The 18005-nt window shown below is 64.9% G+C and carries 18 protein-coding genes; 12 read left to right on the top strand and 6 right to left on the bottom strand.

Going from position 1 to position 18005, the window contains the following annotated elements; translation table 11 throughout:
* Positions 1-19: 19 nt before the first annotated feature.
* The 10 genes from IVB45_RS12400 to IVB45_RS12445 all read left to right on the top strand — a co-directional run bounded on the left by IVB45_RS12400 (position 20) and on the right by IVB45_RS12445 (position 10797).
* Complete coding sequence (locus tag IVB45_RS12400; protein ID WP_247360155.1) at positions 20-862, top strand: IclR family transcriptional regulator; 843 nt, start codon at positions 20-22, stop codon at positions 860-862.
* 103 nt (positions 863-965) lie between these two features.
* Positions 966-1934, top strand: a complete 969-nt coding sequence (locus IVB45_RS12405; protein WP_018458586.1) for a tripartite tricarboxylate transporter substrate binding protein — start codon at positions 966-968, stop codon at positions 1932-1934.
* Positions 1931-2416 (top strand): tripartite tricarboxylate transporter TctB family protein, encoded by a 486-nt coding sequence (locus IVB45_RS12410; RefSeq protein WP_247359823.1) that lies wholly within the window; start codon positions 1931-1933, stop codon positions 2414-2416. Before IVB45_RS12405 ends, IVB45_RS12410 begins: the two co-directional genes overlap by 4 nt.
* The gene (locus IVB45_RS12415) at positions 2416-3915 is read left to right on the top strand and encodes a tripartite tricarboxylate transporter permease (RefSeq protein WP_247359822.1); all 1500 of its coding nucleotides are present in this window, start codon (positions 2416-2418) and stop codon (positions 3913-3915) included. Before IVB45_RS12410 ends, IVB45_RS12415 begins: the two co-directional genes overlap by 1 nt.
* A gap of 52 nt (positions 3916-3967) precedes the next feature.
* The gene (locus tag IVB45_RS12420; protein ID WP_247359821.1) at positions 3968-4768 is read left to right on the top strand and encodes an NYN domain-containing protein; all 801 of its coding nucleotides are present in this window, start codon (positions 3968-3970) and stop codon (positions 4766-4768) included.
* A gap of 85 nt (positions 4769-4853) precedes the next feature.
* Complete coding sequence (locus IVB45_RS12425; protein WP_247359820.1) at positions 4854-6656, top strand: adenine deaminase C-terminal domain-containing protein; 1803 nt, start codon at positions 4854-4856, stop codon at positions 6654-6656.
* Between the two features lie 153 nt (positions 6657-6809).
* A complete protein-coding gene (gene gcl, locus IVB45_RS12430; RefSeq protein ID WP_247359819.1) occupies positions 6810-8600 on the top strand; it encodes a glyoxylate carboligase in 1791 nt (596 codons plus the stop codon).
* Between the two features lie 12 nt (positions 8601-8612).
* Complete coding sequence (gene hyi, locus IVB45_RS12435) at positions 8613-9398, top strand: hydroxypyruvate isomerase (protein ID WP_247359818.1); 786 nt, start codon at positions 8613-8615, stop codon at positions 9396-9398.
* 12 nt (positions 9399-9410) lie between these two features.
* A complete protein-coding gene (locus IVB45_RS12440; RefSeq protein ID WP_247288886.1) occupies positions 9411-10298 on the top strand; it encodes a 2-hydroxy-3-oxopropionate reductase in 888 nt (295 codons plus the stop codon).
* 115 nt (positions 10299-10413) lie between these two features.
* Positions 10414-10797, top strand: coding sequence for a DUF1236 domain-containing protein (locus tag IVB45_RS12445; RefSeq protein ID WP_007593296.1), 384 nt, complete (start codon positions 10414-10416; stop codon positions 10795-10797).
* Positions 10798-10839: 42 nt separating this feature from the next.
* Here the strand turns inward: IVB45_RS12445 and IVB45_RS12450 are convergent, their stop codons facing one another.
* The 3 genes from IVB45_RS12450 to IVB45_RS12460 all read right to left on the bottom strand — a co-directional run bounded on the left by IVB45_RS12450 (position 10840) and on the right by IVB45_RS12460 (position 12474).
* Positions 10840-11217 (bottom strand): VanZ family protein, encoded by a 378-nt coding sequence (locus IVB45_RS12450; RefSeq protein WP_247288887.1) that lies wholly within the window; start codon positions 11215-11217, stop codon positions 10840-10842.
* 76 nt (positions 11218-11293) lie between these two features.
* On the bottom strand, positions 11294-11896 hold the full coding sequence (locus IVB45_RS12455; RefSeq protein WP_247288888.1) for a thiamine pyrophosphate-dependent enzyme: 603 nt from the start codon (positions 11894-11896) through the stop codon (positions 11294-11296).
* 11 nt (positions 11897-11907) lie between these two features.
* A complete protein-coding gene (locus tag IVB45_RS12460) occupies positions 11908-12474 on the bottom strand; it encodes a thiamine pyrophosphate-binding protein (RefSeq protein ID WP_247359817.1) in 567 nt (188 codons plus the stop codon).
* A gap of 267 nt (positions 12475-12741) precedes the next feature.
* Between IVB45_RS12460 and IVB45_RS12465 the strand changes: the two genes are divergently transcribed.
* Together IVB45_RS12465 and IVB45_RS12470 are read left to right on the top strand one after the other, a co-directional pair.
* A complete protein-coding gene (locus IVB45_RS12465) occupies positions 12742-13791 on the top strand; it encodes a hydroxyacid dehydrogenase (protein ID WP_247359816.1) in 1050 nt (349 codons plus the stop codon).
* A 186-nt stretch (positions 13792-13977) separates the two neighbouring features.
* A complete protein-coding gene (locus tag IVB45_RS12470) occupies positions 13978-14190 on the top strand; it encodes a hypothetical protein (protein ID WP_027569161.1) in 213 nt (70 codons plus the stop codon).
* Between the two features lie 61 nt (positions 14191-14251).
* On the opposite strand, the gene IVB45_RS12475 is transcribed toward IVB45_RS12470, so the two are convergent.
* From IVB45_RS12475 to IVB45_RS12485, 3 genes are read right to left on the bottom strand one after another with little or no spacing between them, the layout of a single operon-like run.
* A complete protein-coding gene (locus IVB45_RS12475) occupies positions 14252-16456 on the bottom strand; it encodes a xanthine dehydrogenase family protein molybdopterin-binding subunit (RefSeq protein ID WP_247359815.1) in 2205 nt (734 codons plus the stop codon).
* Between the two features lie 7 nt (positions 16457-16463).
* Positions 16464-17480, bottom strand: coding sequence for a xanthine dehydrogenase family protein subunit M (locus tag IVB45_RS12480; RefSeq protein ID WP_247359814.1), 1017 nt, complete (start codon positions 17478-17480; stop codon positions 16464-16466).
* On the bottom strand, positions 17477-17968 hold the full coding sequence (locus tag IVB45_RS12485; RefSeq protein ID WP_247359813.1) for a (2Fe-2S)-binding protein: 492 nt from the start codon (positions 17966-17968) through the stop codon (positions 17477-17479). Before IVB45_RS12485 ends, IVB45_RS12480 begins: the two co-directional genes overlap by 4 nt.
* Positions 17969-18005: the final 37 nt, after the last annotated feature.

An 18005-nucleotide genomic window follows, 5' to 3' on the forward strand; every position in this document is an offset into this window, starting at 1 on the left:
CGAGAACAGTCAGGTCGCGATGAGCAGGAACGTGATCCGGCGCAAATCTCTCGAGCCCCGCTCGCCATCGGAGGCCGACAACGAGGTGCGCGACGGCGGCGTGCAATCCGTCGACCGCGCGCTGTCGATTCTCGAGACATTGTCCGAGGACGACGAGGGCTATCGCCTCAGCGACCTCGCTGTTCGCACCGGGCTCTCCGCCTCGACCGTGCACCGCTTGCTCGCCACGCTGGAAAGCCGCCGCTTCGTCCAGTTCGACCGCGCCGAATCCAAATGGCATGTCGGCGTGCGCAGCTTCACGGTCGGCGCGAGCTTTGCGCGGCGGCGCAATTTCAGCGCCCAGGCCATCCCCTATTTGCGCAAGCTGCGCGATCTTACCCGCGAGACCGCTAATCTTGCCATGGTCGACGACGAGTTCATCATCGTGCTGACCCGCATGGAGAGCCGCGAGATCATGCGTTCGCTGACCCAAGTCGGCGGCCGCGTCCCCATGGTGACCTCCGGCGTCGGGAAGGCGGTACTCGCCACCTATTCCGACGAGGACGTCGGTGCCGTCATCCGCCATCACGGCATGCCACGCTTGACCGAGAAATCCATCGTGCGGCCGAGCGATCTGTTCAAGGAGCTCGAAAAGATCCGAAAGCAAGGCTACGCGCTGGATGATGAAGAGGCCTGCATGGGCCTGCGCTGCGTTGCCGCGGTGGTCTACAACGACTGCGCCGAGCCGCTCGCGGCGATTTCGGTCTCCGGCATGACGAGCCGGCTGACCGATCAGCGGTTACCGGAAATCGGGCAGATCGTCCGTGATGTTGCTGCCGAACTGACGGCCGCGCTCGGCGGGGCAGTTCCGACACCCCGCTAATCGGAAACCCGGGGTATGTCACTGGACAGTGTCGGCTGTTTTGGCTGATATGCGACCAAACGACACGATGCGGCAAACGTCCGCATAAGCCCGGAGACGTCCCATGTTTCAACTTCCCGCGCGCCTCGTCGGCGCAGCCGTCGCGCTGACCCTTGCGGCAGCGACGCCGGCCTTTGCCCAGCAGCTCGAGCTCAAGCTGATGGCACCGGCGGCGCCGGGCGGTGGCTGGGACCAGACCGCGCGCTCGATGCAGCAGGCGCTGGTCGCTGCCGGCGTCGCACGCAGCGTGCAGGTCACCAACGTTCCCGGCGCAGGCGGCAGCGTCGGCATCGCGCAGTTCGTCAACGGCGCCAAGGGTGACGGCAACCAGCTGATGGTCAACGGCTTCGTCATGGTGGGCGCGCTCGCCATGAACAAATCACCCGTCACGCTCGAACAGGTGACGCCGATCGCGCGCCTCACCGAGGAAATCCAGGTGATCGTGGTGCCGGCGAATTCACCGATCAAGACCGCGCAGGATCTAGCCGCAGCGGTGAAGGCCGACATCGCCAAGGTGACCTTCGCGGGCGGCTCGGCCGGTGGCGTCGATCATGTGATGGCGGCATTGTTCGCCGGCGCCGTTGGCGCCGACGCGAAGAAGATCAACTACATCCCGTTCTCGGGCGGCGGCGAGTCGCTCGCCGCCATTCTCGGCGCGAAGGTCACTGCCGGCATTTCCGGCCTCAGTGAATATGACGGGCAGATCAAGTCCGGCAAGCTGCGCGCGATCGGCGTGACCTCGGAGAAGCGCATTCCAGGCAGCGACATCCCGACCTTCAAGGAGCAGGGCATCGACCTCGTGATCGCCAACTGGCGTTCGGTGGTCGCGCCTCCCGGAATCACGCCGGAGCAGCGCAAGACGCTGAGCGACGCGGTCGAGAAGATGGTGAAGTCGGACGCCTGGAAGGACATCCTCAAGCAGAAGGGCTGGGAGGATGCGTATCTCGGCGGCGACGCCTTCGCCGACTTCCTGAAGAAGGAAACCGTGCGCGTCACCGACGTGCTGAGATCAGTCGGCCTGGTCAAGTCATGACCACAGGCGATCCGGTCCAGCCGCCGCAGCGCGTTGATCGCGCCGGCGTCGTCATTGCTGCGTTGCTCGCAGGTCTTGCCGCGGTGCTGGTCTGGGACGCGCGCGGCCTGCAATCGACCACGATGTACGGGATGGGGCCGGAAGCCATGCCGGTCGTGATCGCCTCCGGCCTCGCGCTGCTCGCGATCGGCAATCTCGTCGACGCGCTGCGCGGTCATTTGCCGGCGCGCGAGAGCGCCGATCCCGTGCCTGTGGTCTTGATCCTCGCTGGTCTTGCGCTGTTGATCGGCATCATCGGCTTCGGCGGCGGGTTCATCCTGGCGACGTCGGCGCTGTTCGTCACGACCTCGGCAGCATTTGGGCGTCGCGCCGTCCTCGTCGATTCCGCCATCGCCCTGGTGATGTCGATCCTCATTTATCTCGCGTTCGACCGCCTGTTGACGTTGAGCCTTCCGGCCGGCCCCCTGGAGCGACTGCTGTGATGGAAACTTTCGCGGCGCTGGCCCATGGCATGGCGGTCGCCGTCCAGCCGATGAATCTCCTCTACGCCCTGATCGGCGTGTTCCTCGGCACCGCCGTGGGCGTGCTGCCCGGCATCGGCCCGGCGTTGACGGTCGCGCTGCTGCTGCCGGTGACGTACAAGCTCGATCCCGGCGGTTCGCTGATCATGTTCGCCGGCATCTACTATGGCGGCATGTATGGCGGATCGACCACGGCCATCTTGATCAACACGCCCGGCGAGAGCGCCTCGATGGCGACGGCGCTCGAAGGCAACAAGATGGCCAAGGCCGGCCGCGGCGGGCCGGCGCTCGCGACCTCCGCGATCGGGTCCTTCGTCGCGGGCACGATCGCCACCATCGGGCTTGCCTTTCTCGCGCCGTGGCTGGTCGATTTCGCCGTGCGCTTTGGCCCGGAGGATTATTTCGCGCTGATGTGCGTCGCCTTCGTCACGGTGTCGGCGACCTTCGGCGATTCCCCGATCCGCGGCCTGACCAGCCTGTTCATCGGACTGACGTTGGGCCTCGTCGGCATCGACAAGCTGACCGGTCAGGCGCGGCTTGCGTTCGGAGTGCCCGAGCTGCTCGATGGCGTCGAGGTGACGACGCTCGCGGTCGGCCTGTTCGCGGTGGGCGAGGCGCTCTACGTCGCGTCGCGCCGCCACCACACCGAGGAGAAGCTCGAGCCGGTGCGCGGCTCGCTGTGGATGACCAAGGAAGACTGGAAGCGATCGTGGAAGCCGTGGCTGCGCGGCACCATGTTCGGCTTCCCGATCGGTGCGCTGCCTGCGGGCGGCGCGGAGATCCCGACCTTTTTGTCCTATTCCTGCGAGAAGCGGCTGACCAAATACCCCGAAGAATTCGGCAAGGGCGCGATCGAAGGCGTCGCAGGACCGGAGGCCGCCAACAACGCTTCGGCTGCGGGCACGCTGGTGCCGCTCCTGACGCTGGGATTGCCGACCTCGGCGACGGCCGCGATGATGTTGGCGGGGTTCCAGCAATACGGCCTCAACCCGGGGCCACTGCTGTTCGCCGAGCGGCCCGACCTCGTGTGGGGCCTGATTGCGAGCCTGTTCATCGCAAATTGCATGCTGCTGGTGCTCAATCTGCCGCTGGTTGGCCTGTGGGTGCGGCTGCTGGCGATCCCGCAACCGTGGCTCTATGCCGGCATCCTGGTGTTCGCGACCATGGGCACCATCGCCGCAAAGCCGTCGGTGGTCGAACTGTCGATGCTGGCCGGCTTCGGCGTGCTCGGCTTTTTGATGCGGCGGTTCGATTTTCCGATCGCGCCCGTCGTGGTCGGCCTGATCCTCGGCCCGATCGCCGAGAGCCAGCTGCGTCGCGCGCTCGCGATCAGCCTCGGCGATCCCATGACGCTGCTCCAGAGCCCGATCTCGGCGACGCTGCTTGCACTGGCGTTGATCGCGCTGCTGGCACCCTTCGTGCTGAAAGGGATGGGACGCTTCAAGGCGAACGAGGACTAGCCATCCCGACGCGAGCGTCTTCTAATGCTACGTTCATCTCGTGGGAAAAGTCATGCCGTCAGAGCTCCGTTCGCCCCGTCTCGCTGTCCTGATTGATGCCGACAATGCTTCGGCAAAGATCGCCGATGGACTCTTCGAGGAGATTGCCAAGATCGGCGAGGCCAGCGTTCGCCGCATCTACGGCGACTTCTCCAATGCCAGGTCGAGGGGCTGGGCCGACATCCTGTCGAAGCACGCCATCATCCCGCAGCAGCAGTTTGCCTATACGACCGGCAAGAATGCTTCGGACATCACCTTGGTCATCGACGCGATGGACCTGCTTCACAGCGGCCGTTTCGACGGCTTTTGCCTGGTGTCCTCGGACAGCGATTTTACCCGTCTCGCCGCCCGAATCCGGGAGCAGGGCATCGATGTCTTTGGGTTCGGCGAACAGAAGACGCCGGAGAGCTTCCGGCAGGCCTGTCGAAGGTTCGTCTACACGGAGAACCTGCTTCCCGCGCCGGCGAACACCCAGGACCCCGCCTCGAGATCGACGTCGCTTCAGCCGCTCGATGCCGCAACCCCCATCATCAAGAAGGTCATCACCCAGATGGAGAGCGAGGACGGCTGGGTGACGCTCGGGGAAGTCGGTCGCCAACTTGCCAATCTCGCGTCCGATTTCGATCCTAGAACGTTCGGCTTCCGCAAACTGAGCGACCTCGTGCGAAAGACCAATTCCTTTGAGATCGACGAGCAGAACGGGAGGTCGATGCGGATTCGGGTCAAGCCCGCTGCCGCACCGGCCCCGCGAAGGCGGAACTCGCGCAGACCCGCGAGGCCGGCGGCGGCAGGCGGTTCGACGCCTAAGGCGTAAGCAGGGCGTGCCGTTATATTTGCGCTTGCCCGGTCGGGCGCGGAGCGTAACCATCGCAGGGCCATAACGCCACGCGAGGGTCCTGATGACCAGACTTACCCGCTTCGCCGTCGCACCGTTGCATTCGATGACCCGGCGTCTCGCCGATGTGGCCTCGGCCCGTGTCGCGCCGGATCTCGTCGTCACCGGCGCGCGCGTGCTCTCGACCTATTCGGAGCGCATCCATCAGGGACGTGAGGTCTGGATCACCGGCGGCCGCATTGCGGCGGTGAAGCCGGCTGGAACGGCCAAGAAGGCCTGGAGCGGCGTCACGACCTACGATGCCGCTGGCGGCATTATCGCGCCGGGCCTAGTTGATCCGCACATCCACATCGAATCCTCGATGGTGACGGCCTGCGCCTATGCCGAAGCCGCCCTGCTCAACGGCACCACCACGATCTTCTGCGACAGCCACGAGATCGGCAACGTCATGGACGTCGCCGGCGTCGAGGCGATGCTGGAGGACGCGCGCGAGGCGCCGTTGTCGATCTTTTTGACCGTGCCAAGCACGGTGCCGGCCACCTCAGCCGCACTCGAGACCGCGGGTGGCGACCTCACGCCCGACAAGATCGCCGGCCTGTTCGACCGTTGGCCGGAAGCGGTCGCGCTCGGCGAGAAGATGGACTTTGTGCCTGTCACCATGGGGGACGAGCGAAGCCACGCCATCCTCGCCGCCGCCCTGAAGCGCGGGCGCCCGGTGTCCGGTCATGTTTATGGCCGCGAGTTCGTTGCGGCCTATGCGGCGAGCGGCGTCACCGATACGCACGAGGCGATCGACCGCGACATCGCCGACGATTTGCTCGATGCCGGCGTCTGGGTGTTCCTGCGCGGAGGACCGCCGACCACACCCTGGCACTCGCTGCCGCAGGCGATCCGGACCATCACCGAGCTCGGGGCCTCGCATAAGCGCACCGCAGTATGCACCGACGATCGCGACGCCGACGATCTCCTGCTGTTTGGGCTCGATTGGGTGGTGCGCGAAGCCGTGAAGGCGGGAATGTCGCCGGAGCAGGCTTGGTCGATGGGATCGCTGCATGGCGCCACGCGCTTCAACATGGACAGCGATATCGGCGGGCTCGGCGGCGGCCGCCGTGCCGATCTGGTGCTGATGCACGACAATCTGAAGCCGCAATGCACCTGGTACGGCGGCGAGCTGGTGGTCGAGAACCGCAAGATCACGCCGCGGCTCGATCAGGCATTGTCGCAGCGATATCAATACCCGCAGGCGGCCTACGCGACTGTGAAGCTGCCGGAGAAGCTGAAGCTGACGCCGAAGCTGCCGGCGAAGGCCTGCACCGTCAATGCCATCAAGACCGCGTTGCCCGGCATCACGCTGATCCATGAGAAGATCGCGATCGAGCCCGCAAAGGACTGGCCGACGCTGTTTGCGCGCTACGGCCTGTGCTTTGTCACGGTGGTCGAGCGCCATGGCAAATCGGCCGGCAATGTCGCCTATGGCCTGTTGAAGGACTTTGGCCTGAAGCGCGGCGCGGTCGCCTCCAGCGTCGGGCACGACAGCCACAACATCATCGTTGCCGGCACCAACGAGGCTGACATGCAGGTCGCGGTCGCCGCCATCAAGGAGCAACAGGGCGCCGTCTGCCTCGTCGCTGACGGAAAGGTGAGGGCGCTGGTGCCGTTGCCGATCGCTGGGCTCTTGTCCGACAAACGCGTCACGGAGGTGGCGGAAGAGGTCAAAGTGCTGAAGAAGGAATGGGCGGAAGCTGGCTGCACCATCCCCTACATGGGCTTCAATTTGATTCCGCTATCGGTCATTCCGGAAATTCGTATCACCGACAAGGGTCTCGTGCTGGTGCCGCAGATGCAGCTGGCGCCGCTGTTCGAGTGAGCGCTTTCACGCGTGTCTCGATCTAACTGACTGAAGCTACCGCGATTTTTCCGCGGCTGCCGCATCGTGGAAAATAAAATCGATCTCGTTGAGTGAAGCCCTCGCGGGCCCGATGATCTCGCTCGAGCCAATGCAACTCAAGCGAGGTCCGATATGGCGAAGATGCGAGCCATCGATGCTGCCGTGCGAATTCTGGAGAAGGAAGGTATCTCGACTGCCTTTGGCGTTCCCGGGGCGGCGATCAATCCGCTTTACTCAGCGCTGAAGAAGCGCGGCTCGATCCGCCATATCCTGGCGCGGCATGTCGAAGGCGCCTCGCACATGGCCGAGGGCTATACGCGGGCCAAGGCAGGCAATATCGGCGTCTGCATCGGAACCTCGGGGCCGGCCGGGACCGACATGATCACCGGGCTCTATTCGGCGATCGCCGATTCCATCCCGATCCTCTGCATCACCGGGCAGGCGCCGCGCGCGCGGCTCTACAAGGAGGATTTCCAGGCCGTCGATATCGAGTCGATCGCAAAGCCCGTGACCAAATGGGCGGTGACGGTGCGCGAGCCGGCGCTGGTGCCCCGCGTGTTCAGCCAGGCGTTTCACGTGATGCGCTCGGGAAGGCCCGGCCCGGTCCTGATCGACATGCCGCTCGACGTGCAGCTCGCCGAAATCGAGTTCGACGACGAGACCTATGAGCCACTGCCCGTCTACAAGCCGACCGCGACCCGCAAGCAGGTCGAGAAGGCGCTGGAGATGCTCAACGCGGCCGAACGTCCGCTGATCGTCGCGGGTGGCGGCGTGATCAACGCCGACGCCTCGGATTTGCTGGTGGAATTCGCCGAGATCGCCAATGTGCCGGTCGTGCCGACGCTGATGGGGTGGGGGGCCATCCCCGACGACCACGTGCTGATGGCCGGCATGGTCGGTCTTCAGACCAGCCATCGTTACGGCAATGCCACCATGCTCGAATCCGATTTTGTGCTCGGCATCGGCAACCGCTGGGCAAACCGCCACACCGGCTCGGTCGAGACCTACACCAAGGGTCGCACCTTCGTGCACGTGGATATCGAGCCGACCCAGATCGGGCGCGTGTTCAATCCCGACCTCGGCATCGTCTCGGACGCGAAGGCGGCGCTCGAACTGTTCGTCGCCGTCGCCAGGGAGTGGCGCCGCTCAGGCAGGTTGCGCGAGCGCCAGGCGTGGCCCGCTTCCTGCCGGGACCGCAAGAAGACGATGTTGCGCAAGAGCCATTTCGACAACGTCCCGATCAAGCCCCAGCGCGTCTACGAGGAGATGACCAAGGCGTTTGGCCGCGACACCTGCTACGTCACCGTGATCGGCCTTTCGCAAATCGCCGGTGCGCAGTTCCTGGGTGTCTACAAGCCGCGCAACTGGATCAATGCCGGGCAGGCGGGGCCGCTCGGCTGGACCCTACCTGCGGCGCTCGGCGTGCGCGCGGCGTGCCCGGATCGCGATATCGTCGCGCTCTCGGGCGACTACGACTTCCAGTTCCTGATCGAGGAGCTCGCGGTCGGGGCGCAGTTCAACCTGCCCTACATCCACGTCGTCGTGAACAATTCCTATCTCGGCCTGATCCGCCAGGCCCAGCGCGGCTTCGACATGGACTATCACGTCCAGCTCTCCTTTGAGAACATCAACGCGCCCGAGCTCGGCGGCTACGGCGTCGATCACGTCGCCGTCGCCGAAGGGCTCGGCTGCAAGGCGATCCGCGTCACCGATCCCAAGGACGCGCAGGCCGCGTTCGCCACCGCACGCGAATGGATGGCGAAGTACCGCGTGCCTGTGATGGTCGAGTTCATTCTCGAGCGCGTCACCAACATCGCGATGGGCACGGAAATCGACAACGTCGTCGAGTTCGAGGAGGTGCTGGACCTGCCGCTCGACGAGGTGGCGACCGCGCGGCCGGGCGTGCTGCAGCCGGCGGAATAGGGGACCAGCATCATGCCGAAATTCGCCGCCAACCTCACCATGCTCTTCAACGAGATGCCGTTCATGGACCGTTTCGCCGCGGCCAAAGCGGCGGGCTTTTCCGGGATTGAGTACCTCTTCCCCTATGATTTCGAGAAGGCGCAGTTGCGCGAGCAGCTCGACAGCCTTGGGCTGACGCAGGTGCTGCACAATCTGCCGGCCGGCAATTGGGCCGCGAGCGAGCGCGGCATCGCGATCCTGCCGGATCGTGTCAGCGAGTTCAGGGACGGCGTGTTTCGCGCCATCGACTATGCCAAGGCGCTCGATTGCGAGCAGCTCAATTGCCTCGTCGGCATCGCGCCTGTCGATGCCGATCCGCGTGAGCTCAACGAAACGCTGGTCGGGAATCTGCGCTTTGCGGCGTCGACCCTGGCGCGGGAGAACATCAAGCTTCTGGTCGAGCCGATCAACACGCTCGACATTCCCGGCTTCTTCCTGAACGGCACCGAGCAGGCCGTGCAGCTGATCTCCGAGGTGCGCTCGAACAATCTGTTCATCCAGTACGATATCTACCACATGCAGATCATGGAGGGCGATCTCGCCCGTACCATGCAGGAATATCTCCCGCAGATCGCGCACATCCAGCTCGCCGATAATCCCGGCCGCCACGAGCCCGGCACGGGCGAGATCAACTATCCCTTCCTGTTCCGCCATCTCGACGCGATCGGGTATCGCGGCTGGATCGGTTGCGAATACAAGCCGCGCACCACGACGCTGGACGGCCTGTCCTGGCACGCGGCGCAGACTTTCGAGACCTGAGGAAACTTTGACATGATCGACATCGGCTTTATCGGACTTGGCACCATGGGACGGCCGATGGCCGGTCATCTTCTGGCCGCAGGCCATCGCGTTCTCCTGCACGATGTCGGGCCGGTCGCACCCGAGCTGATCGCCGCCGGCGGCGTTGTCTGCAAGTCAAGCAAGGAGGTTGCGGAGGAGGCGGATGCGGTCATCATCATGGTGCCGGATACCCCGCAGGTGGAGGCCGTGCTGTTTGGCAAGGACGGCGTCGCGGGCGGCATTTCCAAGGGCGAGATCGTGGTCGACATGAGCTCGATCTCGCCGCTGGCGACCAAGGAGTTTGCGAAGAAGATCGAGGCGCTCGGCGCGGACTATCTCGACGCACCGGTGTCAGGCGGGGAGGTCGGTGCCAAGGCGGCAAGCCTCACCATCATGGTCGGTGGCCCCGAGCGCGCCTTCAACACCATGAAGCCGATCTTCGACAGGATGGGAAAGAACGTCACCCGGGTCGGCGCCAATGGCGACGGCCAGACCACGAAGGTCGCCAACCAGATCATCGTCGCGTTGACGATCGAGGCGGTCAGCGAAGCGCTGCTGTTCGCGTCGAAAGCCGGTGCGGATCCGGCGCTGGTGCGGCAGGCCCTGATGGGCGGCTTTGCGTCTTCGCGGATTCTCGAAGTGCATGGCGAGCGCATGGTGAAGCGCAATTTCGATCCCGGCTTCCGCATCGAGCTGCACCAGAAGGATCTTAACCTCGCGCTTGAAGGCGCCCGCGCGCTCGGCCTGTCGCTGCCGAGCACCGCAGTGGCGCAGCAACTGTTCTCGTCCTGCGCCGCGCATGGCGGCAAGGGCTGGGACCATTCGGCGATGGTGCGCGCGCTGGAACTGATGGCGGGGCACGAGATCGCCGCGGCCTGAACTGTTACCGGGTAACAGTCTCCGTTGTGGTTCTGCCTAGATCGGGCGAGGGAACCGGAACAATGATCCGGCCCCGCGGTTGAAGGCGCACAACAATCACTGGAGACATAAGCACATGAAAACCCGTCTTGCGATTTCGTTGGCTGCCGCGTCGCTGCTGGCGTCGAGTGCAGCCTTTGCTCAGTCGACGACCGAAGAGGGCGCCAGGAACGGCGCACGCGCGGGCGGCGACATCGGCGGTCCGGTCGGTGCGATGGTCGGTGGTACCGTCGGTGCAGCCGTGGGCGCCGGCCTTGAAATTCCGAACGCGATCCTGGGCGGAATTCCGCGTGATGATTCCGTCGTGGTTCACGAGCGCGTCGTGGTCGGCGAGCCCCTGCCGCCGACCGTGGTGCTGCGGCCCGTGCCGAACTACACCGAGTATCGCTATGCGGTCGTGAACGATCGCCGCGTGATCGTGGAGCCGCGCACGCGCCGCGTCGTCAAGATCATCGACTGATCGATCGGAGCGTGAGCTTTGAAAGGCGGGCCCTGCGGAGCATCACTCCGCGGGGCCTTGGCTCGTCAGGGCCGAATTTGCGCGAAACCGCGTCAAGGCCCAATCGGCGACGGTCGCGAGGGCGAAGCCGATGCAGGTGGTGCCGGCATCGACCAGAAAGTCCTCCAGCCGCGCATGTCGTCCCGGTGCCCAGAATTGCATCAGTTCGAGCAGGCCGATCAGCACCACAGCGATGGCTGTAGCCGACAGGCGGCGGCGCGGATAGGCGAGGCCGAAGGCTAGTCCCACCAGGACGAAGGCGAGGGCGTGTTCACCGTCCTGGCCAAGGTCGGAATGGGGCCGCAGGCCGGGCGGGCCGAGGGTTGCAAAGGCGACGGCGGCGGCAAGCAGCCAGGCAGAGGAGCGAACCAAAATGGACATCCGCACCGCTTAGCATGGATTGCAGCAGCCTGCCGAGGGGCCGGGATCAGATCGCCGTGTAGTTAATGACAAAACGTTAAAGCGGCTCACGCACGCCCAGGCCGTGCATGAAGCGTTCCCGGATTTGTACGGGGTCGCGTCGGGTGGCGCCGACGCCAGACTTGTCATCGATACGAACGGCGATCAGGCTCGGCTCGCCGGCCGACATGGCTTCTTCGACCAGACGCTCGAAATCCTCCTCGTCCGCGGCCCAGGCGCTGTTGGTAAGCCCGGAGCCGGTCGCGATGGCGACGATGTCAGCCACGTTCGCGGCCGGTGTCGGCTGCGCGCCGGTGATCTGATAGATGCCGTTGTCCATTACGATCATGGTGAGGTTCTTCGGCTTCAACGCCGCAATCGTCGAGAGCGCGCCGAGCTGCATCAGCAGCGAGCCGTCGCCTTCGAGCGCGAAGACGCGCCGGTCCGGCTGCGCCAGCGCCACGCCCAGCGCGATCGGGAAGGCGAGCCCCATGCTGCCGAGCATGTAGAAATTCTGCGGACGGTGGCCGGCGGCCCAGAGGTCGAAATTGGTGTTGCCGATGCCGCCGATCACGGCTTCCTCGTGCTCGAGTTTCGCGATCAGGCGCGAGGTGACGTCGAAGCGGTTCATCACTTTGGTGTTGCGCGCGTCTGTATTCATTTGAGCCGGCCTCACTTGTCGAACACCTTGCCGCCCGTGAGCAGCGGGTTGAGGATCAGCGCGACCGGCGCCTGCGTCGTCATGGCCTGCTTGATCGAGCGGTCGGCAATGAATTCGAGCTCGTCGAGCCGGGTGATGGTGTGATGCTCCAGCGCCAGAGAATCCAGCACCGGACGCATGGTGCGGCAGACCAGTGACTGGCCGTAGTTGAATTCGCCGAGCGTGCCGCGTTCGGACACGAACATGATCAGCGGAATCTGGTAGGGCACCGCGAGCGAGGCCAGCACGTTGGCGAGCGTCGCAAAGCCCGAGGTCTGCATCAGCACCGCACCGCGCCGTCCGCCCATCCAGGCGCCCGAGACGATGCCGACGGCCTCCTCCTCGCGGGCGGTGGCAAAGGTGGTGAAGAACGGATCGGCGTGCAGGTTCTTGATCAGCGGCGTCAGCACGCGGTCGGGCACGTAAGGGACGAGGCTGATCTCGTTCCGCTTCAGGGTTTGCAGGACGATGCCGTGCCAGCTCTTGTCGCTGGAGGTCTGCGCCGCCTCGGACGAGGTCTGTTGCTCCGCAATCGCCATTGCGTTCTCCCTTCGGCCGCGCATGCTTCTTGGTGTTTTGCCTTTGTCGTGGCCATCGTCTTGGCCGTCGCGGCGGTCTGCCGAACTTGACGCAGGCAGCGGGATTGTCAACATGCCCGGGCTGCACCGTGATCTGCGCCAGACGACCTGCCGCGGCCGGTGCCGCCGTGTCATAAGCGGCAATAACAAGAGAACGGAGGAACGCATGACAGGAGCGCGCGAAGCGCTGGCCCTGCGGATCTCCTGGAGAGAGCCGGAAGGGTCCTGATGTCCGTCAACAGCAAGCGCGTCTTCTACGTCAAATATTTGGCCAACTCGATCTACATCGACATCCTGAAGGCGCGGCCCGACGTCCGGCTCGATCGCATCGAGAACGAGAGCCCCGAGGACTTTTTCGCGCCGATCATCGAAGCGGCTCATGTCTACCAGATCGGCGCCGCCCGCGACGAACTGGCCCCGCACTTCCATGTCGATGCTGCCTTCCTGAAGCGCGCGCCGAACCTGCTGCTGGTCTCCAGCAACGGCGCGGGATTCGATCCTGTCGACGTCGAGGCGTGCACCGATGCGGGCGTGCTGGTCGTCAACCAGTCCGGCGGCAATGCCCATTCCGTCGCCGAGCACGCGCTGGCGATGATGCTGACGTTGTCCAAGCGCATCATCCAGTCCGACCGCAAGCTTCGCAGGGAGGCCAACGTCAACCGCAACGAGCTCGTCGGCAACGAGGTCGAGCACAAAACGGTCGGCATCATCGGCCTCGGCAATGTCGGCCGGCGCATCGCCGCGTTGTGCCAGGGCCTGCTCGGCATGAAGGTGCTGGCCTATGATCCTTACCTCACGGCCGAGGTAATGGCCGAGCGGGGCGGCGAGAAGGTCGAGCTTGACGAGCTGCTGCGCCGCGCCGATTTCGTCTCGATCTCCTGTCCGCTCAACAAGGGCAGCCGCAACATGATCAGCGTGCGCGAGTTCGCGCTGATGCAGCCGCATGCTTATTTCGTCACCACCGCGCGCGGCTTCATCCACGATGAAGATGCGCTGCTCCAGGCGTTGCGCGAGAAGCGCATTGCGGGCGCCGGTCTCGACGTCTGGTCCAAGGAGCCGCCGCCGCCGGAGCATCCGCTGCTCCAGCTCGACAACGTGCTGGCGAGCCCGCATACCGCGGGCGTCACGGTCGAGGCACGGCAGAATATGGGTCGGATCGCCGCCGAGCAGGTGCTGCATACGCTCGACGGCAAGCGCCCGCCGCGCATCATCAATCCCGAGGTCTGGCCACGCTATGCGGAGCGATTCAAGCAGGCGTTTGGTGTGACGCCGGGGTAGTCGGAGGTCGCTTTGTCCTTCCGGGGTGCGATGCTCCTGCTGCCCAATGTCCCGGTTAGCGCTACGCGCCACCGAATGATCGGCGGGCGGGAATCGCGCCCGACTTTGATCCGCGTCAAAATCTCCCTCCCGCAATCCGGCTAAATGGGATTAGAGTGAGCGCCGCCGGGGCAGGCAGGAGGTCCCATGTCAACTTATGTGGTCAGGTTCATGAAGGACGTGCTCGGCCAATACGGCCGGCAGATCGAGGTGTGCCAAGGCACGCTCGAGGTCGACGCTTCCGACGAGGACGAAGCCAGAGAGCGGGCGAAGGCAAGGTTTTGCGCGGACCAGGCGTTGCACCACTGGTCGTTGCATGCCGACCGCATCCAGGTCAGACCGGCTGACTTTCCGTCGTGAGGGGCTTGGCGGCCGGGCGCCGTGAGGTCACGCTGGCGCCAAGCGGGACCGCTGCACCGTCTCAGTCGAGCAGCTTGTCCAGTGTGATCGGGAAGCGGCGGATGCGTTTGCCGGTGGCGTGATAGACGGCGTTTGCGATCGCCGCCGGGACGCCCACAATGCCGATTTCGCCAATGCCCTTGATGCCGAGCGCGTTGATGTGCGCGTCCGGCTCGTCGACGAAGATCACGTCGATGTCGCGAACATCTGCGTTCACCGGAATGTGGTACTCGGCGATATTCGCATTCATGATCCGGCCGAAGCGGTGATCCATCACCGTCTCCTCGTGCAGGGCCATCCCGATTCCCCAGACCACGCCGCCCATGATCTGGCTGCGGCCAGTCTTGGTGTTCAGAATCCGCCCGGCCGCGACGGCGCTGACGACCCGCGTCACGCGAACGACATTTAGCTCTTCGTCGACCTTGACCTCGGCGAAGACGGCCGAATGGGTGTTGCGCGCGTGCTTCTTGTCCTCATCGAACTGGTTGAGCTTTTCCTTCTCGATGCGTTCGACCCCGCCATGGCGCATTGCGTCGGCGATCGAGACCGCGCGGCTGTTGTCGCTGGCCCTGGCAATGCTGCCGTCGGTCAGCACTGTATCGGCCAACTCGGCGCCGGCGAGCGGCGAGCCTGGCATCTTCCCGGCCAGGCGTAACAGTTCCTTGCGCACCTCCTCGGCGGCTGCGAGCACCGCATGTGCGCTCGAGGCAGCCATCCAGGAGCCGCCCTCGACAGGCGCCTGCGGCAGACTGGAATCTGCGAGCCTGACGCTGATGTTCTCGATCGGCAGGCCGAGCGCATCGGCTGCGACCTGCGCCACGATCGTGTAGGTGCCGGTGCCGATGTCGGATGCGGCGCATGACACCTCGGCATGTCCGTTCGACGTCAGCACGATACGGACAGCGACCGGCATTTGCAGTGCTTCCCACACACCAGTGGCCATGCCCCAGCCGACCAGCTCCCTGCCGTCGCGCATCGAGCGCGGCGCAGGATTGCGTCTGCTCCAGCCGAAGGCGTCCGCGCCGCGCGCGTAGCATGCCCGCAACTGCTTGCTGGTGTAGGGCAGGTTTTCGCTCTGGTCGCGGTCCGAGTAGCACTTCAGCCGCAGGTCGACCGGGTCGAGCTTGAGTGCGACGGCAAGCTCGTCCATCGCGCATTCGAGCGCGCAGACGCCCGACGCCGCGCCCGGTGCGCGCATGTCGCAGGGGGTGGAGACGTCAAGGTGGACCAGCTTGTGGGGCAAGCGGCTGTTCGGGCTGCGGTAGAGCTGTTCGGCCCAGCCGGTATCGTTGCGGGCAAAATCCTCGTAGCGCGAGGTGACGGCAATGGCCTCGTGCGTGACCGCATCGAGCGTACCATCTGACTTTGCGCCGAGCCCGACGCGCTCGATGGTCATTGGCCGGTAGCCGAGCCCGTACATCTGCTGCCGTGTCAGCACGACGCGAACGGACCGTTTCAGCGCGAGCGCGCCGAGCGTTGCCAACACCACCTGATATTGCGGCCGCAAGCCGGAACCGAAGGCGCCGCCGACGTATGGCGAGATCACCCGAATGTCCTCCGGCTTCCTGTGGAACACGCCGCAGAGAAATTTGTGGACGTTCTGGACGCCCTGCGTCTTGTCATAGATCGTGAGCTTGCCATTGCTGTCCCAGACCGCCGTGGTCGCATAGAGCTCCATCGGGTTGTGATGCTCGGTCGGTATCACGTAGTCCGCCACATGGCGCACATCAGCTCCCGCAAGGGCGGCTGCGGCGTCGCCCCGCGGCTTATGCGGCTTGTCCTTCTCGGCAGCGTTGCCGCGCTCGCCTTCGAGGTCGGTCGCAAAACCATGCTGCTCATAGTCGACCCGCACGAGCGTCGCGGCGAATTTCGCGGTTTCCCAGTCCTCCGCGACGACCAGTGCGATCGGCTGGCCATTGAACTTGATTTTGTCATCATAAAGCGGACGGAAAGGCGAGCCTTCCTCGGGCGCCACCTCGTCCTTCCACGCCTCGTCCTTATCGGCCAGCGACGGACGGTTCGCATGCGTGAGCACGTCGAGCACACCCTTGATCTGCAGCGCCGCATTGGTGTCGAGGCGGGCAATGCGCCCGCATGGAATGGTAGCTTCGACGACGAACCCATGGAGGAGCTTGTCGGCCGGAAATTCGCCGGCGTATTTGGCGGCGCCGGTGACCTTGGCGCGGCCGTCGACACGCGACGTTGGCGTTCCGACATAAGCGTTCATGGGGTCCTCACGCGATCTTCTTGTGGGCCTGGGATTGCGGCGTGGCGTTCGCCGCCTGTGTGAGCGTCCGCACAATGGCGCGGCGTGCGAGCTCGACCTTGAAGCCGTTATGTGAGCGGGCCGTTGCTCCCTGGAGCAAGAGATCCGCGGCGTGCGAGAAGTGATCGGGCGTTGCGGCCTGGCCGCGCAACGCCGCTTCGGCTTCGAGGCTGCGCCAGGGCTTGTGCGCCACGCCGCCGAGCGCCAGGCGTGCCCCGCTGATCGCGTTGCCCTCCAATTCGAGCGCGGCGGCGACCGAGACCAGAGCGAAAGCATAAGACATCCGGTCGCGAATTTTTAGGTAGCTGTAGTTTTGTGCAAAGCCGCGCGGCGGCAGCTCGATCGCCGTGATGATCTCACCGGTGCCGAGATTGGTATCGACATGAGGCTTGTCGCCGGGCAGCCGATGGAAATCGGTCAGCGCGATGGTGCGTTCGCCGGAAGGACCCGCGACGTGCACGAGCCCGTCCAACGCGGCAAGCGCCACGCTCATATCGGATGGATTGGTCGCGATGCAGGCGGCGCTCGTGCCCAGGATCGCATGGTTGCGGTTCAGCCCGTCCATCGCCGAGCAGCCGCTGCCGGGATGTCGCTTGTTGCAGGGCGTGGCCGTGTCATAGAAGTAGGCGCAACGCGTTCGCTGCATCAGATTGCCACCAACGGAGGCCATGTTGCGCAATTGCGCCGACGCGCCGGCTAGGATCGCGCTGGCGAGCAGGGGATAGCGCTGCTCGATCAAGGGATGGTAGGCGAGGTCCGAGTTCGGCACCAGGGCGCCGATGCGCAAGGACCCGTCGGTCGTCTCCTGGACCTCCCGGAGCGGCAGGCGGGAGATGTCGATCAGCCGGGAGGGGCGCTCGACATTCTCTTTCATCAGGTCGATCAGATTGGTGCCGCCGGCAATCAGCTTGGCGCCGGGATTGGCGGCGAGCAGGCGGATCGCGTCGGCGACATCAGTGGCTCGGGCGTACTGGAAATTGTTCATGGCTGGCCCATTGCCTGCTGGATGGCGGCGACGATGTTCGGATAGGCGCCACAGCGGCAGAGGTTTCCGCTCATCAGCTCCCGGATCTCGTCGGAATCACGGGCACGGCCTTCGGCGAGCAGTCCGGCCGCCGAACATATCTGTCCCGGCGTGCAATAGCCGCACTGGAAGGCGTCATGGTCGATAAACGCCTGTTGCACGGGATGCAGTGCGCCGTCCTTGGCAAGACCTTCGACAGTCGTGATCTCCGCGCCGTCCTTCATGACGGCGAGCGTGAGGCACGAATTGACGCGCCGGCCATCCACCAGCACAGTGCAGGCGCCGCACTGACCATGGTCGCAGCCCTTCTTGGTGCCGCTCAGCGCAAGATGGTCCCGCAAGGCGTCGAGCAGCGTGGTCCATGGCACGAGATCGAGCGTGTGACTGACGCCGTTGACGACAAGATGGATCGGGATTCGTTCGGAAATCTGATGCGTGACATCGCCCATGTCCTGCTCCCTGCGACGGCGACCGTGCCGGACGTCA

Source organism: Bradyrhizobium sp. 4, assembly GCF_023100905.1.
In the GTDB taxonomy this organism is placed as follows: domain Bacteria; phylum Pseudomonadota; class Alphaproteobacteria; order Rhizobiales; family Xanthobacteraceae; genus Bradyrhizobium.

Bases quoted from the DNA above. Each gene is read 5' to 3' on its own strand.
- IVB45_RS12400 (WP_247360155.1), top strand. From the start codon at position 20: ATGAGCAGGAACGTGATCCGGCGCAAATCTCTCGAGCCCCGCTCGCCA.
- IVB45_RS12405 (WP_018458586.1), top strand. From the start codon at position 966: ATGTTTCAACTTCCCGCGCGCCTCGTCGGCGCAGCCGTCGCGCTGACC.
- IVB45_RS12410 (WP_247359823.1), top strand. From the start codon at position 1,931: ATGACCACAGGCGATCCGGTCCAGCCGCCGCAGCGCGTTGATCGCGCC.
- IVB45_RS12415 (WP_247359822.1), top strand. From the start codon at position 2,416: ATGGAAACTTTCGCGGCGCTGGCCCATGGCATGGCGGTCGCCGTCCAG.
- IVB45_RS12420 (WP_247359821.1), top strand. From the start codon at position 3,968: ATGCCGTCAGAGCTCCGTTCGCCCCGTCTCGCTGTCCTGATTGATGCC.
- IVB45_RS12425 (WP_247359820.1), top strand. From the start codon at position 4,854: ATGACCAGACTTACCCGCTTCGCCGTCGCACCGTTGCATTCGATGACC.
- gcl (WP_247359819.1), top strand. From the start codon at position 6,810: ATGGCGAAGATGCGAGCCATCGATGCTGCCGTGCGAATTCTGGAGAAG.
- hyi (WP_247359818.1), top strand. From the start codon at position 8,613: ATGCCGAAATTCGCCGCCAACCTCACCATGCTCTTCAACGAGATGCCG.
- IVB45_RS12440 (WP_247288886.1), top strand. From the start codon at position 9,411: ATGATCGACATCGGCTTTATCGGACTTGGCACCATGGGACGGCCGATG.
- IVB45_RS12445 (WP_007593296.1), top strand. From the start codon at position 10,414: ATGAAAACCCGTCTTGCGATTTCGTTGGCTGCCGCGTCGCTGCTGGCG.
- IVB45_RS12450 (WP_247288887.1), bottom strand. From the start codon at position 11,217: ATGTCCATTTTGGTTCGCTCCTCTGCCTGGCTGCTTGCCGCCGCCGTC.
- IVB45_RS12455 (WP_247288888.1), bottom strand. From the start codon at position 11,896: ATGAATACAGACGCGCGCAACACCAAAGTGATGAACCGCTTCGACGTC.
- IVB45_RS12460 (WP_247359817.1), bottom strand. From the start codon at position 12,474: ATGGCGATTGCGGAGCAACAGACCTCGTCCGAGGCGGCGCAGACCTCC.
- IVB45_RS12465 (WP_247359816.1), top strand. From the start codon at position 12,742: ATGTCCGTCAACAGCAAGCGCGTCTTCTACGTCAAATATTTGGCCAAC.
- IVB45_RS12470 (WP_027569161.1), top strand. From the start codon at position 13,978: ATGTCAACTTATGTGGTCAGGTTCATGAAGGACGTGCTCGGCCAATAC.
- IVB45_RS12475 (WP_247359815.1), bottom strand. From the start codon at position 16,456: ATGAACGCTTATGTCGGAACGCCAACGTCGCGTGTCGACGGCCGCGCC.
- IVB45_RS12480 (WP_247359814.1), bottom strand. From the start codon at position 17,480: ATGAACAATTTCCAGTACGCCCGAGCCACTGATGTCGCCGACGCGATC.
- IVB45_RS12485 (WP_247359813.1), bottom strand. From the start codon at position 17,968: ATGGGCGATGTCACGCATCAGATTTCCGAACGAATCCCGATCCATCTT.